The following is a 15,245-nucleotide window of genomic DNA, read 5'->3' as shown; positions in this document are numbered from 1 at the left end:
GAAGCACCGGAGCTACTGGAGTAACAGGATCCACGGGCGTTACGGGAGCAACAGGAAGCACCGGAGTTACTGGAGTGACGGGTGTCACTGGAGCAACCGGTACAGCAGGGCAAGGGTTGTCCTCGTACGCCTATATTTTTAATACTTCAGCTCAAACTGTAGCTATTGAAGCGGATGTAATCTTTGACAGTAACCAAAATCTTACTAATATTACTCACGCGCCCAATACCGCTGCGATTATTATTGGTAATGCTGGGGACTATGCGGTGTTCTTTATCGTTGCAGGTGTGCAGGCAAACCAATTCACCCTTTATCAAAACGGAGCCCCTGTAGGTGGCAGTGTCTATGGTTCAGGAGCTGGCACTCAACCGAATCCAGGCATGGTCATTATTACCGCTGCTCCCGGTGATGTGCTGACATTACGGAATCATTCCAGTGCATCAGCAGTTGATCTGCAAACTCTGGCAGGCGGAACACAGATCAATGCCAATGCTTCTATTCTTATTCAACAATTGAGCAGCTAACTCAAGCTTGAGCTTTGAAGAAGAATGGGAATAGAGCTACACGATGGAAGGATTTAAAGTCAAATTACAAAGGAGGTTACTGAATGGCCATATTATCAACTGGGCCTATTGAAAATAATATTTCAGGTGTAACAGGCACCCGCCCCACTCAATTTATTACTGTTAAAATTGATAACCGGAATTTGACTGATGTGTTTAATGTACTTCTGTTGGGTTATTTCTTAGATGGAGTTCGGACGTTATATGTTGAAGAGCTATTTAATGTATTGCCCAATCAGGTCGTAACCAAAGACTTTGTGGCTAATTTTGATGCGTTCGAGTTTATATTTTCTACTGCAGACACAGCTGCGCCAGAAGCACAAATTTCTGTGTGGGGCAAAGATGCCGAAGATGAGTTGGTGACGGCTCATCGGTTGGTGTCGCAGGAGTTGCTGGGTGAATCTCTGGGTATAACAGGTGTTACGGGAGCCACAGGAAATACGGGTGCAACAGGAGCCACGGGAGCTACCGGAGTTACTGGAAGTACCGGGATTACCGGAGCAACAGGAGCAACGGGCGTTACTGGAAGTACCGGGGTAACAGGAGCTACCGGGATTACCGGAGCAACAGGAGCAACGGGCGTCACTGGAAGTACCGGAGTAACCGGAGCGACAGGACTGACAGGAGCTACCGGGATTACCGGAGCAACAGGAGCAACGGGCGTCACTGGAAGTACCGGGGTAACCGGGGCGACAGGACTGACAGGAGCTACCGGGATTACTGGAGCTACAGGAAGCACTGGAGCCACGGGTGTAACCATACCTACTTCCGTGAATTTAATTTACGTAGCTAATACTGGAAGTAATAATGTCAGTGTGATTAACGGAAATACCAATGCCATTGTGACCACGATCCCCGTAGGCAGCGGGCCTCAATTTATAGCAGTGAATTCAATCACGAACCTCATTTATGTGACTAATTTTGGGGACGATACGGTTTCGGTCATTGACGGAAATACCAACACTATTGTCACAACTATTCCGGTGGGTGTTCAGCCAGAGGGGATAGCTGTGAATCTAAACACGAACCTGATTTATGTTAATAATTTTAGCGACAATACAGTTTCCGTCATTAACGGAAATACGAATACGGTTGTTGCAACCATTCCAGTGGGCACTGAACCATTCGGTGTGGCGGTTAATCCAATCACAAACTTCATCTATGTTACTAATGTAGGGGACGGCACAGTTTCTGTCATTAATGGAGATACCAATATCGTTGTAGATACTATTAATGTAGGCGCACAGCCATTGGGAGTAGCAGTGAATTTAACAGATAACAGGATTTATGTGGTAAATAACGGTGATAACACAGTCTCGGTTATTAGTGGATTTTCCGATAACATTATAGCTACTATTCCGGTGGGAACAGGGCCATTTGGAGTGGGGGTGAATTCAAACACCAACCTTGTCTATGTGTCAAACAACAACGATAATACTGTTTCTGTCATTGACGGAAGTGGCAATACTGTTGTTACTACCATCCCGGTGGGATCTGCACCATCCGGTGTCGGCGTGAACCCTTTAACCAATGGAGTTTACGTTGCGAACAATACGGGTGGCAATATCTCTGTAATTGATGGAAATAGCAATACCGTTTCAGACACAATTACCGTAAACTCCGGACCATTGGGTATAGGGATAAATCCGTAATGAGCTTGTAATTTTGATTAATAAATGGGTGTGTCCAGAAAAATAGACATTTAAAATTGGAGATGCTAATTTTTTAGACATTAAGAGAAGAATCGGAGAAAAGGAAAGTTGGATGCTCTGGTAAGGTGTTCGTACTGAAAAAACCATGTGCCCAGAAAAAAAGAGGCAACATGGTTTTCTTTTGTCTTTTTTCATATATATTGATCCAGCTGGAGAATAATTATCGGAACATATTCTTAACGACCATCCAGAGATTAGCCGGTTTTTCGGCCAAACGGCGGGTATAGTACGGATACCACATGGTGCCATAAGGTACGTAACAGCGAATGCGATAGCCTTCTTTGGCGAGACGTTCCTGTTCGCTCATGCGCAGACCATATAACATCTGAAATTCAAAGGCATCCGGCGAGATTCCCCGATCCTTGGCGTATTGTTTCGTCCAGTTAATGATGTGATCATCATGCGAGGCAACCGCAGTGTACACACCCTGATCGAGGTGATTACGAATCATCGTTTTGAATTGATGAATGACTTCAGAAGTATTCTGATAGGCGACTGATCCGGGTTCTTTGTAAGCACCTTTAACCAGCCGAAGCCGAATGCCTTCCCGAATCATATCACGTATATCTTCTTCGGTGCGATGCAGGTAGGCTTGCAATACTGTGCCTGTATTGTGCAGTCCTTCCGAGTGCAGTCTTCGGACAATATCCAGCGTCGCTTGAGTAAATGGACTATCCTCCATATCAATTCGGACAAAAAGATCATGTAATTTGGCTTGTGCGGCAACGGTACGGATATTTCGATAACCCTCTTCCGGGTCAAGTGCGAGGCCCATCTGGGTTGGTTTCAACGAGACGTTGGAGTCTGCCCCTTCACGTGCAATGCCTTCTACCAGTCGTACATACTCATCCCGGTATAATGCCGCTTCGCTCAGGCGGGTGATGCCTTCGCCAAGATGATCGAGCGTTGCCATAATGCCTTTATTATTGAGTATGCGGATCTCTTCGAGAGCTTCTTCCAAGGTGTTTCCTGCAATAAACTTGCCTGCCAGCTTCTTACCATATCTGATGGACAGGTTCTCTACAGCTTTGTTGCCTGCCACGGTTAATAAGGTTTTGCGATATATTTCCGTTCCCACACTCATTTTCGTTTCCTCCTTCAGCATTGTGCAAACTTAATTCAAGCAAGAAACGTGCCAGATTTGGCGATGGTCTACTATTTTTCATGGAGATTTTAACTTTATAAAAAGGAATCGAAAAATCTGGGGATAACAGCGATCGAAAGGTTATTCTGTCATCGGAGTGGCCCGTGTGAATTTTCAGTAGTTGAATTTAACGAGAAAAATATTTCAGTTCCAACCGGAGTTGGCACGGATTTTGCTACATATATTTGGTGATGAGTAACATGCAAAATAATTCAGGCGAGCAGCCAGCGAATCCCACATCCTGAAGGAGGAATCATTGATGAATATCCCTTTTGTTAACGAACCATTCACACCCTTTGCGGTCCAGGCGAACCAGGAAGCATTTGAAGACGCACTTCGTCAGGTAGAAGCTGAACTTGGGAAGGAATACCCGATTATTATTGGTGGGCAAAAAATAACAAGCAGCCGCACGTTAACGTCCGTGAACCCCGCAGCCAAGAATCAAGTTGTCGGAACGATCCATCAGGCAGATCAGGAATTGGCCGAAAAGGCCATTCAGACAGCAGCGGAGACATTCCACACATGGAAACATACTGAGCCGAATGAACGGGCTCGTTATCTATACAAAGCAGCTGCCATTATGCGCCGTCGCAAGCATGAATTCTCCGCATGGATGGTTTATGAAGCCGGCAAGACTTGGCCTGAAGCCGATGCGGATACAGCGGAAGCCATTGATTTTATGGAATTCTATGCACGGGATATGCAGCGACTGAGTGAACCGCAGCCCCTGGTGCGAATTGCAGGAGAAGATAATGAACTGAGTTATATACCGCTGGGTGTTGGTGTTGTTATTCCACCTTGGAACTTCCCGCTGGCAATTATGGCAGGCATGACCTCCGCTGCACTGGTATCCGGCAACACGGTGGTGTTAAAGCCAGCAAGCACAACTCCGGTGATTGCCGCGAAGTTTATGGAGCTGCTTGCAGAAGTTGGCCTGCCGGATGGCGTCGTGAACTTTTTACCAGGACCAGGCAGTGAAGTGGGTGATTATCTCGTGGATCATGCGCTCACCCGTTTTATCAGTTTCACCGGTTCCAGAGATGTAGGACTGCGAATTAATGAACGTGCAGCACGTACAGCTCCAGGTCAGAAGTGGATCAAACGGGTTATTGCAGAGATGGGCGGCAAGGATTCCATCGTAGTAGACAGTGACAGTGATCTGGAACTCGCGGCAGAGTCCATTACCGCTTCGGCATTTGGTTTCTCAGGACAGAAATGTTCGGCGTGTTCCCGTGCCATTATTCATAAGGATGTATATGATGAAGTATTGCAAAAAGTGATTGAACGGACACAGAAACTGACGATGGGCAGTCCACTTGAAGTTGGCAGTCAGGTTGGGCCGGTTATCGATGACAAGGCCTATGCAAAGATCACGGAATATATTGAAATCGGTAAGGGTGAGGGGCGTCTTGTGCACGGTGGCGGTACAGGAAACGTTGAAGGTTATTTCATTGAACCAACCATAATTGCCGATGTTGACCCGAAAGCCCGAATTGCTCAAGATGAGATTTTTGGACCTGTGCTTGCGTTCATCAAAGCAGAATCATTCCAGGATGCATTGGATATCGCTAATAATACAGACTATGGCCTGACCGGCGCAGTGATCTCGCGTAATCGTGAACATCTGGAACAGGCAAGACGCGAGTACTTTGCGGGTAATCTGTACTTTAACCGGAAATGTACCGGAGCACTGGTAGGCACGCATCCATTTGGCGGATTTAACATGTCAGGCACGGATTCCAAGGCAGGTGGAAGAGACTATCTGCTGTTGTTTACACAAGCGAAGCTGGTATCGGAGAAATACTAGACAGAAACTCATGATCCAACTAAAAACTTCTTACATTCGCTTGAATAGTATGCTATTATCCCTGCAACGCATAAGGAGGGAAACGGATGTTAGGTGTTCAGTTGGTACAGGAACAACGTATTCGGCTGTCCATCACGCCGGAGATGAAACAATCCTTTCAATTGCTAACCATGTCTGGCCAGGATCTGACCCGTTACTTGCTCGATGCGGCGGAGGAAAATCCAGTGCTTGAACTGGAAGAACCAGCCACGCCCCTCGCCCGGATTCCACGGCGAATGAATCAGCGCAGGTATGATTCCTATGATCCTTTGCTTCAGGCCAAAGGTGCCGAACCTACTCTGGAACAATTGCTGATTGCGCAAATTCGAGTGATGACAATTTCAGACGAATTGGAAAATATGGCGGTATATTTGGCAGGGTGTGTTAATGATGATGGTTATCTGACGGTTGAATTGGCAGAGGTGCAAGCAACACTTGAGCTTCCGATGAGCAAGATTGCAGCGGGACTGGAGCTTCTCCAATCGCTGGACCCTGCTGGTGTAGGGGCGCGGAATCTGCAAGAATGTCTGTTACTCCAGATCAGACGCGATCCATTGACTGTTCAGTACGCTGAACGTATGGTGGAAGCCGGATTGGAAGCACTGATTCCTTTTCACCCAGGTAGAACAGGGAGTCGATTAGGTATGACTTCACGGGAAGCCCAGGTTGCCTATGACTATATTACACGTCTCGATCCCAAGCCCTGTCGATCCATCGGATGTACAGAACGGCCACATTACATTATTCCGGATGCCATTGTTGGGTTGCGTAACGGTGAGGTCCATTATAGTCTGCATGCAGCAGGTAACCCTCGTGTATCCATGAATGAAGCGTGCTTCCGCTGGATCAGGGAAGAGGCTCCGGACGCAATCTGGTCTTCCCGCGTGGCAGAGGCGAGGGCTATCATTCGAAGTGTACACTTGCGGCGCAAGACTTTAGTGCATGTGCTGGCGGCAGTGATGGAAGAGCAGAAGCACTTTTTGGTCAAAGGCCCATCCGTGCTAAAACCACTTAATCTGGCTGTTATTGCAGAGAAGACTAGCATGCATGAATCAACGGTAAGTCGTGCGGTGAACGGTAAATACATTGAGACCCCACATGGTGTGTATGAACTCAGGGCTTTTTTTGACTCGGGAATCAGTACAACGTCAGGGGATAAAACATCAGCATCAGCGGTGAAACGCAGATTAAAAGAAATCATTCGCATGGAACAAACTCAGCGTCCATACTCGGATAGTCATTTGGCCACACTGCTCGCCGAGGAGGGAATTGTCATCTCCCGCAGAACGGTTGCCAAGTACAGGGAAGAACTTCAGATTCTGCCTTCCCTTGAGCGTAAACGATGGGCTTAATCGAATAGCTGGCGTCTTATCATCTTTGAATACAAGAACAAGAACCCCCGCGAACCGGATAAACGGTCTGCGAGGGTTCTTGTTAATTATTCGTGTTTGGGTTGCTGCATCAGTTTTCCTGATTACCTACAAGCGTTCCATATTACGCAGGAAGTGTTCTCCGGCAATCCCTGGTGTAGTCATCTGTTCCGGATGAAGAATCTCTTCCAGTTCTTCCGGTGTCAGCAATCCGCGTTCGAGAATAATCTCTTGCAAGGAAAGTCCAGTCTTGAGCGCTTCCTTCACGATGGAAGCTGCCACATTATAACCTAAGTGCGGGTTCAACGCCGTAACCACACTGAAACTTTGCTTCATGATTAATTCGCAGCGCTCACGGTTAGCTTCCATCTCTTCAACTGCATAACGTGTGAAAACATCGATGCCGTTATTCATAATTTTCAGCGATTGCAGCAAGTTGAACGCAATAACTGGGCCCATGACATTCAGCTCGAATTGACCGGCTTCACACGCCATACAGATCGTATGGTCGTTCCCCATCACCTGGAAGGATACCTGGTTAATGACTTCCGCCATAACCGGGTTGACTTTGCCCGGCATAATGGACGAACCTGGCTGACGCGGTGGCAGGCGCAGTTCATTGAATCCTGCACGCGGACCTGAAGCCATCATACGAATATCATTACAGATTTTGGACAGGCTGACCGCACATACCTTCAGCGCCGCTGAAAGTTCCAGATAGGCATCCGTGTTCTGCGTTGCATCCACGAGATCCTCAGCGGTTTGTAGTGGTAGTCCGGTAACATCAGACAAGTGCTCCGTAACCTTGACGATATATTCTGGTTTGGCATTAAGTCCTGTACCTACCGCAGTTGCGCCCATATTAATGGTAAGCAGGCGGCGATTGGCGAATTCAAGACGCTCGATATCCCGTCCGATGACGCGGGCATAAGCTCCGAATTCTTGTCCAAGGCGAATAGGCACAGCATCTTGAAGATGGGTACGGCCAACCTTGACCACATCGTTGAATTCCACTTCTTTTTTACGGAACGCATCCTGTAGTCTTTTCATGGTAGCGAGTAACGTCTCCGACAGTCGGTACGCCGCAATGCGCAGTGCTGTAGGTACCACGTCATTGGTGGACTGGGACATGTTCACATGATTATTGGGATTGCAATGGAAGTAGTCTCCCTTGCTTTTGGTTAACAGTTCTAGCCCGCGGTTGGCCAAAATTTCGTTCATATTCATATTCATGGAGGTGCCTGCACCGCCCTGAATGGAGTCTACAATAAAATGATCCAGATGATGGCCTTTCATCATTTCTTCAGCCGCCATGACGATCACATCGCCAATCTTGCTCGGCAGCATCTTCAACTCCATGTTGGTGATCGCTGCTGCCTTCTTCACCGCAGCCAGAGCCGTGATCAGCTCCCGGTGTACCGGAACGCCGGTAATCGGGAAGTTTTCCACTGCCCGTACCGTCTGAATTCCGTAATAAGCATAAGCCGGTATTTCTTTTTCACCGATAAAATCTTTCTCCGTCCGTGTGGACATAGTAGACATCTCGTTCGCCTCCAGTGGCATCATTAAAAATAGTTCGGCTCCAGCGTTGCTGAAGCGCACTCAGTATATCATTTAAGCAAAATGGATGCCAATCTAAATCATTTGCCCTCTTGTGCCGATAATAAATAAAATTAGGGATATTAAATGGAATATTATTCAATTTATAAGAAAGGGAAGGGCGGCCAAGCTTGTCTTATACATTATGCGCTTTATGGTAGAGAAGTCATGCATGAACGGCAAGTATGGGGGAAATAGAACGTTTTCAGTGATGTATATCACATGAAATTTGGTACATGATTGGTAAAATAGGAAAAAAGGACTACGGGGTGTGCACATGAAATGGACTTTAGGAGCAAAGACTGTCGCAGGTCTGGTACTGATTTCGATTATTACCTACGGAACTAGCGGCTTTTTTATATTTTTTGTCAAAGACTGGATTACGTTAGATATTCCGAATTGGGTATACATATCAATTATCCTGATCATGGGAGTATGCTGGAACGGGATTCTGGGATGGTTTGCCTCACGCTGGCTGACTCGTCCAATCGTTCACCTGTCCCGGGCTGCACAGCAGGTGTCAGCGGGTGATCTGACAACCGAAATTCCGCAGCGACGTACGCAGGATGAACTTACAGTATTATATGATGCTTTTCGCGCAATGGTTTCTAACCTTCGAAGCATTGTAAATGATATTGCAGACAGTACAAGAACGACTTCACAGAACGCACAGTCTCTGAGTGAAGCGATTACCCAGGCCGCCGAACAGATCGAGATGATGTCGGATGCGGTGGATCATATTGCGGTAGGCGTAGAAGAGCAGAAGGTCACTTCCCATCAATCTCTGATCACTGCGGATGAGATGCTGAACGATTTTCAGCGTATGCATAGCCAGTCCATGGATATGACAGAGATGTCCGGTCAGATGGAACGATCGGTGGATCATACAAAACAGACTTTCTCATCGTTGATGAAAGGGATGGACGAGCTGGCCGAGTCGCACAATCGTTCCCGCGATATCATGCTGTTGCTGGAGAAGGAAGCTTCTGATATCGAGGTGATAACCCAGTCTGTCAAAAACATTGCTGAGGAAACAGGGTTACTTGCCCTGAATGCTTCCATTGAGGCTGCACGAGCTGGCGAAGAAGGTTCTGGTTTTGCAGTCGTGGCACAGCAGATCCGCAAGCTGGCAGACGAGAGTAAGGAATCGGTACACCGTATTAATGAGCTGATTAGTCGTGTGCAGCAGCGGATCAGGGAGACAGCCCAACTGTCTCATGAGCAGCATGGTCTCGTGGTTAATGAATCGGAGCGGACCGTCTCTGTGGATCAGACGTTGCATGAACTGACAGGAACAGTGGAAGTATTTATGAAGGGTGCGCATGATATCGGTTCCAAGATTGCAGAACAGACCGGTCGCGTGGAGCAAACGCACGGTCATGTGAAGAAGATCCAGGGGAAAGCCGGATCGTTCTCGGATGAGGCGAGACGAATTATGGATGCCGCACACGAAGAGACAGCCATCATGGAGGAGATTTCATCCTCGGCTGAAGAACTGAGACAATTAACCGATCGGTTATTGGACAAAACCAAAGCATTCCGGATGCAGCCTTAAGCTGTGTTCGGGATTTTTTTTGTTTTTGGAGAACAGTTTTGGCATGAGAATTTGCTTATTCTGGTTAAAGCCGAACGTTCTTTCGTGAAAACGAAAATTAGTAAAGATTATTTTATGAAAGATTAACAAATTCGCAACTTGCAGGCGATAAATGAAGATATAATAGGATTATCACAACAGATAAAGGAGCCCAGTATATTGAAAACTTGGACAGGTATCCTGCTGATGATTATTTTGGCGGTAGCTACGATTAGTACAACTTCGGCTGCCAGAACCATGAATGAATCGCAAAAACAGCTTAACATAGATGATCAATCCAGCCAGACCGCAGTGGTCGAGGCTTCCAATATAGATAAACTGCATGACACAGCGAAGACAACACAGGAATCCATTCCCGTGAAAGAGGAATACGTTTCGGTAGCTCCAGAGAATAAGAACGTCAGATTGTACCCTATGAAAGTCGAGGGTTCAGGTTATATATATAACGGAATGATTTTGGAAGTGGACGGCAAAGTGCAAGAATTTAGTGATTGGCAGGGAGAAGGCGGGTCTTACAAACCCGAAGTGCACGAGCTGGATCTGAATGGAGACGGCCAGAAAGAAATTATCGTTTTGTACACGGAAGGTCATGGAACAGGTATTTATTTGGGACAAGCACGTATCATTAATCCGGTAACGCTGGAAGAGATGAAGATGCAATCTTTGGATGAGATTGCGAAACAGCATGTGAAGTCGAAAGTTACGGTTAGATCAGACCGCGTGGATGTTGATGTCGCCGTTGATGGCGTTCAAGCAGAACCTTTACGGATCGAGGAAGATACGAGTGGCGGCGTATATAACGAAGAGTTGGGATTCGGTGGAGTAACCTATTACAGTGTAGAGGATGGCCAGCTTGTCGTATCAGCAGCAGGATCTTACGGTGTGGCTTTATATGCGGGTGATCTGACATTTGCTTATAAGTATCAAGATGGCGAGTGGAAGGCCGTAGATTTGAAGTACAGCATGGAAGTGTATGAAGAAGAATATTATGAATCTTTTGATTGATATCATCTGTTGATATCGTAATGAAGCCGGAATTGAAAGTTCTCAAGGGTGGAGTTAAGTGAGCAACTGACAAGAATATCTTCCTTACTCCGTATACGGACAGTGGGAAACATGGCGAGGCTGAAAAAAATCGGGACATACAGCCTCGTTTTGTGCTGCCTGGAAATAGGCACTGTGTACTAAAAACGTAGTAAACAATTGACATTATCACTTTAGTCGTTTAAATGTATAAAGGACAAATCATTTTAACATTCAGGAGGGATTTTGATGAAGAAAAAGGTTGTACTGGGTTTGATGGTAGGCACATTAACGCTTGGGATCGGAACAGGTGCACTCGCAGCAACAGGACTGGAACAGATTAAAGCCTATCTGAACAGCAAGATTACGCTAAAAATGGATGGTGCCACGGTGACAGCCAAAGATGCCAATGGTAAAACAGTGTTACCTATCACTTACAACGGAACGACTTATTTGCCTGTGCGTGCTGTGGGATCCTTGCTTGGGACAGAGATCACTTATGACAGTGCAACTTCATCTGTCCTGATTGGTGGAAAGAATGAAACCGGGCCAGTAACCAATGATAAAGTAACACTAAGTACACTGGGAACAACGGTGTTGGGATCTACCGCATGGCATACCAAAGATCCTGCGGAGACTACTTACAAAGGCAAGGATTACAAAGATGTATATCTGCATACAGACTCTGTGAAGCAAGGGGACGACTTCCAGATCATGACGGGCAAAAAGTATTCTTCCCTGCATCTGGAACTGGCCGCTCTTCAAGGGAATCAGGAGATACAGGTAATCAACCAGGACAATACGGTTCTCAAAAAGCTGAGTATATCGCCGGGAAGCGGATTGGTTAGCCTGGACGTGGATGTATCAGGCACTGAAGCTGTTTTTGTTGAGATTGTTTCAGAAGATCCAGGTTCATCGCTATTTGTACCTCTTACAACATCTTATTTGGTTAAATAATATAGACGTAAAAAAACGATTATCAACGATGGTGTGGCTGGATCAATTCCATAACACACATTGTGATAATCGTTTTTATGTTTAATGAATGACGGTATCCAGCGGTTTGAGATTGGCTTCAATCTCGGCGCGGCGACCTTCAAGGAATGGAGGCAAAGCAAGCGATTCACCCAGATGCTCCAATTCCTCGTCTGTATCAAATCCCGGACCATCGGTTGCAAGTTCGAACAGAATACCGTTTGCTTCACGGAAATACAGGGAGCGGAAGTAGAAGCGGTCTACAAAACCGGAGTTAGGGAATTGGAAGTTATGAACCCGTTCCACCCATTGTTTGAGTTCTTCTTCGTTATCCACACGGAACGCAACATGGTGTACGCTGCCACGTCCAGGACGCTCTTGGGCAAGGTCATTCCGTTCCTCAACATGCACCTCGGAGCCGCTGCCACCTTCGCCGGATTCAAAAACGAGTACATCAGGTTGACCTTGAGTAAAGGCAGGGTAACTTCCTTTAGCTCTGAAACCGAGCAGTTCGGTAAGAACCGGAGAGGTAAGGGAAGCATCTTTTACCGTAAGATGGATAGGGCCAAGACCTACAATGCCACACTCGGCAGGTACAGGGCTCTGATCCCATGGTTTACCACCAGCGACACCTGTATTGTTTTCATCCGAGACTAGAATCAGACGTTGTCCTTCAAAGTCTGTGAACGAAAGCGTGGCACGACCACCCCGTTCAACAATCTCTCCATGTGGGACTTCGAATTCGTCAAAGCGTTGCTGCCAGTACGTAAGTGCTGCATCACTTGGAACGCGCAGTGACGTTCCAGATATGCTGTTCACGCCTTCACGAGTCTGTCCGGCCATCGGAATCTCGAAGAAGGTAATTTCGGTACCCGGATTGCCTTTCTCATCGCCATAGAAGAGATGATAGACGGACACGTCATCCTGGTTGACTGTTTTTTTAATCAGGCGCAGACCCATGATGTTGGTGTAGAAACGATAGTTCTGATCGGCATGTGCTGTTAGAGCTGATACGTGGTGAAGTCCTTTGATTTGCATAATAAATCCTCCTAGTTAGGTTATACGTTCAACTAAGGATTATTTACACTGGCACTCCGATGACAGAACAACCTTCCGATCGCTGTTATCCCCAGATTTTTTGATCCTTTTTGAAAGGGGAAATCCGGGGATAAAGGCGAACGCTCCGCTTCTTCAGGTTTTTTCTGTCCTCTCCGTTATCATGTAAATGTTTAGTTGAACATTTGTTGAGTGCTATATTTTTATCATTTCGGTTAAGAAAGTTACTAACTTTTCGTTTGTTTTGTTTCTGAATTTATCTTAACATAAAGATATTTAAATTACAATGCTTATTTAGAATTCCAACTGGACAGTAATTTCATTCAATGGCAAAATGAAAAAGTTAACATTAAAGAGAGATAATGTTGGTGAGATGATCACAAAGGAGAGAAGAGAGGTATGGCGTATCCACCATGGCTGGACCCCTATGATGCAGAGCCGTTTATCCTGTTCTCCAGTTCACATATCGTTTCGATTAGCGTAATTACAGCATTGATTGTACTGATGTTTTTGCTAAGGCACCATCTTCGATCATGGTCAGAGAGGGCACGCCGCATACTGCGGATTGTTCTGGCCTGTATCATGTTCACCTGCGAAATCGTGCTGCAACTCTGGTATGTGTATGGAGGGATATGGAGCCTGCAGACATCACTGCCACTCGAACTATGCAGTCTGTCGCTGCTATTATCGGCATTGTTACTACTGACACGCAGTCGACTGTTACATTCTGCACTGCTGTTTGCAGGCATTGCTGGAGCCCTTATGGCGATCCTGACTCCTAATTTGGGCTATGCTTATGCACATTTTCGATTCATTCAATTTTTCGTTGCTCATGCCTGTATCATTCTGGCTTTACTATACATGACCTGGGTGGAACAGCTGCGACCTAGCTGGAGATCTGTAGCAGGTTCGATGATATTTGTGAATGTGGCAGCACTGATCGTATACGTTGTAGATGTCATGCTTGACGCGAATTATATGTTTTTGAGACACAAGCCGAGTACACCCTCGGTGCTGGATATGTTAGGTCCGTATCCCACGTACATCCTTGGGGAAGAGATACTTGCGCTAGTCTTGTTCTCGCTAATGTACATTCTGCTCTTTGCCATTCCAGATCGGTTGAAGCATCGTGTGAAAAAAGGTAAAAGCTCCGCGGTATAGTGATAATCCTTGTAGTTGTGCCTGCGCCGTATTATAAACTCTTTACTCAACTTTCGCAGCTGAATTATCGATCTAAACCTTTGTGCACGTAAGAATAATTCAATATTACTAATAACGATTGACAAAAAAACACCTTGCTTGTTTGGTATCATGGAAGTGCGACCAACCATGAACAAGAAAGGTGTGTAACCCTATGTTACAACAACATTCCCTGTCTGAACAGTCCCGTTTTTCTAAACTTTTTGCTACACTTCACATCGGGAAAGCCTTGCGGCAAGCAGGCATTTCCAAATCGTTTGGTCTTTCCAGTTCAGCCATTTTTCGAATCGTGTTCTCATTAGTTTTTGAAGGAAAAAACTGGTTTCGCCTGCTGGAAAGTCACCGCGGAGCCGATCTGCCAGGTAAAGATGTCGTCTATCGTTTCTTGAATCAACCTTCCTTTGCCTGGCGGCGATTTTTACAGACTTTAAGTCTTCAGATTGTGCGCTATTTCGAATCGCTTATTTCCTCCAAACGCGTGCGTGTATTTATCATTGACGATTCCGTGCTCAGCCGAAACCGCAGTAAAAAAGCAGAGCTCTTGGCACGTGTATTTGACCATGCCGCAGGGAGGTACATTAAAGGCTACACGATGCTCACGCTCGGCTGGTCGGACGGTTTTAGCTTTGCCCCGCTGGATTTTGTCATGCTGTCTTCTGCCAAACTGGCCAATCGTTTTTGCGAAATGGCTTCTCATATCTCCAAGCGCAGCCACGGATACAAACGCCGAATGGAGTCTTTTTCCCGTAAGCCTGATGCGGTTGTAAGCTTGTTAGATCGGGCTTTAAAAGCCGGCTTCACGGCGGATTATGTCCTTATGGACAGTTGGTTTACGCAGGCTCCACTGCTTCGTGAGCTCACAAGCAGAGGTCTACCTGTGATTGGAATGATTAAGGAAATGAAGCAGCGATATCTCGTACAGGGACAGCGAATGACGCTGAGTGCCGTATTTCGAACCCTGCCTAAAACGAGTACAAAAGACATCAAAGGCTCGGTAGTCGTGCATACTTCGTGCGGTCTGCCCGTGAAGCTTGTTTTTGTGCGCAACCGGAATAAAAGACGAGAATGGCTTACCCTTTTAAGTACAGACGTCACGCTCGATTCGTATAACTTCATATAATGTATGCTATACGAAGTTATTACGTTATCAGGCGAGTTCAAGT

General features: G+C 46.3%; 11 protein-coding genes and 1 pseudogene. 9 read left to right on the top strand and 3 right to left on the bottom strand.

Annotation, left to right across the window (positions count from 1 at the left end):
- On the top strand, positions 1-524 hold a 524-nt coding region (locus D829_RS0117725; protein WP_017690258.1), incomplete at its 5' end, for a hypothetical protein.
- An 83-nt stretch (positions 525-607) separates the two neighbouring features.
- Complete coding sequence (locus D829_RS0117720; protein WP_017690257.1) at positions 608-2,215, top strand: hypothetical protein; 1,608 nt, start codon at positions 608-610, stop codon at positions 2,213-2,215.
- Positions 2,216-2,435: 220 nt separating this feature from the next.
- Here the strand turns inward: D829_RS0117720 and D829_RS0117715 are convergent, their stop codons facing one another.
- On the bottom strand, positions 2,436-3,359 hold the full coding sequence (locus tag D829_RS0117715; protein ID WP_017690256.1) for a proline dehydrogenase family protein: 924 nt from the start codon (positions 3,357-3,359) through the stop codon (positions 2,436-2,438).
- A 319-nt stretch (positions 3,360-3,678) separates the two neighbouring features.
- Here D829_RS0117715 and pruA point away from each other — a divergent pair, with 319 nt between their 5' ends.
- A complete protein-coding gene (gene pruA, locus D829_RS0117710) occupies positions 3,679-5,226 on the top strand; it encodes an L-glutamate gamma-semialdehyde dehydrogenase (RefSeq protein WP_017690255.1) in 1,548 nt (515 codons plus the stop codon).
- Positions 5,227-5,312: 86 nt separating this feature from the next.
- Positions 5,313-6,617, top strand: coding sequence for an RNA polymerase factor sigma-54 (gene rpoN, locus D829_RS0117705; protein ID WP_017690254.1), 1,305 nt, complete (start codon positions 5,313-5,315; stop codon positions 6,615-6,617).
- A gap of 126 nt (positions 6,618-6,743) precedes the next feature.
- Here rpoN and D829_RS0117700 read toward each other — a convergent pair whose 3' ends face one another.
- The gene (locus D829_RS0117700; protein WP_017690253.1) at positions 6,744-8,177 is read right to left on the bottom strand and encodes an aspartate ammonia-lyase; all 1,434 of its coding nucleotides are present in this window, start codon (positions 8,175-8,177) and stop codon (positions 6,744-6,746) included.
- A gap of 334 nt (positions 8,178-8,511) precedes the next feature.
- Between D829_RS0117700 and D829_RS0117695 the strand changes: the two genes are divergently transcribed.
- The 3 genes from D829_RS0117695 (at position 8,512) to D829_RS0117685 (ending at position 11,808) form a co-directional block, all read left to right on the top strand.
- Positions 8,512-9,789, top strand: coding sequence for a methyl-accepting chemotaxis protein (locus D829_RS0117695; RefSeq protein ID WP_017690252.1), 1,278 nt, complete (start codon positions 8,512-8,514; stop codon positions 9,787-9,789).
- A gap of 198 nt (positions 9,790-9,987) precedes the next feature.
- Positions 9,988-10,833, top strand: a complete 846-nt coding sequence (locus tag D829_RS31370) for a hypothetical protein (protein WP_017690251.1) — start codon at positions 9,988-9,990, stop codon at positions 10,831-10,833.
- 267 nt (positions 10,834-11,100) lie between these two features.
- Positions 11,101-11,808, top strand: coding sequence for a stalk domain-containing protein (locus D829_RS0117685; RefSeq protein ID WP_017690250.1), 708 nt, complete (start codon positions 11,101-11,103; stop codon positions 11,806-11,808).
- 81 nt (positions 11,809-11,889) lie between these two features.
- Here D829_RS0117685 and D829_RS0117680 read toward each other — a convergent pair whose 3' ends face one another.
- The gene (locus D829_RS0117680) at positions 11,890-12,864 is read right to left on the bottom strand and encodes a ring-cleaving dioxygenase (RefSeq protein ID WP_017690249.1); all 975 of its coding nucleotides are present in this window, start codon (positions 12,862-12,864) and stop codon (positions 11,890-11,892) included.
- A gap of 417 nt (positions 12,865-13,281) precedes the next feature.
- On the opposite strand from D829_RS0117680, the gene D829_RS0117675 reads away from it, so the two are divergent.
- A complete protein-coding gene (locus D829_RS0117675; RefSeq protein WP_017690248.1) occupies positions 13,282-14,043 on the top strand; it encodes a TIGR02206 family membrane protein in 762 nt (253 codons plus the stop codon).
- Between the two features lie 193 nt (positions 14,044-14,236).
- Positions 14,237-15,187, top strand: a pseudogene (locus D829_RS31365) (transposase); the annotation flags it as partial.
- Positions 15,188-15,245 lie beyond the last annotated feature (58 nt).

Source organism: Paenibacillus sp. PAMC 26794 (assembly GCF_000316035.1).
Taxonomy (GTDB): Bacteria; Bacillota; Bacilli; order Paenibacillales; family Paenibacillaceae; genus Paenibacillus.
Note: the sequence above shows the minus strand (reverse complement) of the source record. Positions and strands in the feature narration are given on the sequence as shown.

Coding starts and splice junctions, on each gene's coding strand:
- D829_RS0117720 (WP_017690257.1), top strand. CDS start 608: ATGGCCATATTATCAACTGGGCCTATTGAAAATAATATTTCAGGTGTA.
- D829_RS0117715 (WP_017690256.1), bottom strand. CDS start 3,359: ATGAGTGTGGGAACGGAAATATATCGCAAAACCTTATTAACCGTGGCA.
- pruA (WP_017690255.1), top strand. CDS start 3,679: ATGAATATCCCTTTTGTTAACGAACCATTCACACCCTTTGCGGTCCAG.
- rpoN (WP_017690254.1), top strand. CDS start 5,313: ATGTTAGGTGTTCAGTTGGTACAGGAACAACGTATTCGGCTGTCCATC.
- D829_RS0117700 (WP_017690253.1), bottom strand. CDS start 8,177: ATGTCTACTATGTCCACACGGACGGAGAAAGATTTTATCGGTGAAAAA.
- D829_RS0117695 (WP_017690252.1), top strand. CDS start 8,512: ATGAAATGGACTTTAGGAGCAAAGACTGTCGCAGGTCTGGTACTGATT.
- D829_RS0117685 (WP_017690250.1), top strand. CDS start 11,101: ATGAAGAAAAAGGTTGTACTGGGTTTGATGGTAGGCACATTAACGCTT.
- D829_RS0117680 (WP_017690249.1), bottom strand. CDS start 12,864: ATGCAAATCAAAGGACTTCACCACGTATCAGCTCTAACAGCACATGCC.
- D829_RS0117675 (WP_017690248.1), top strand. CDS start 13,282: ATGGCGTATCCACCATGGCTGGACCCCTATGATGCAGAGCCGTTTATC.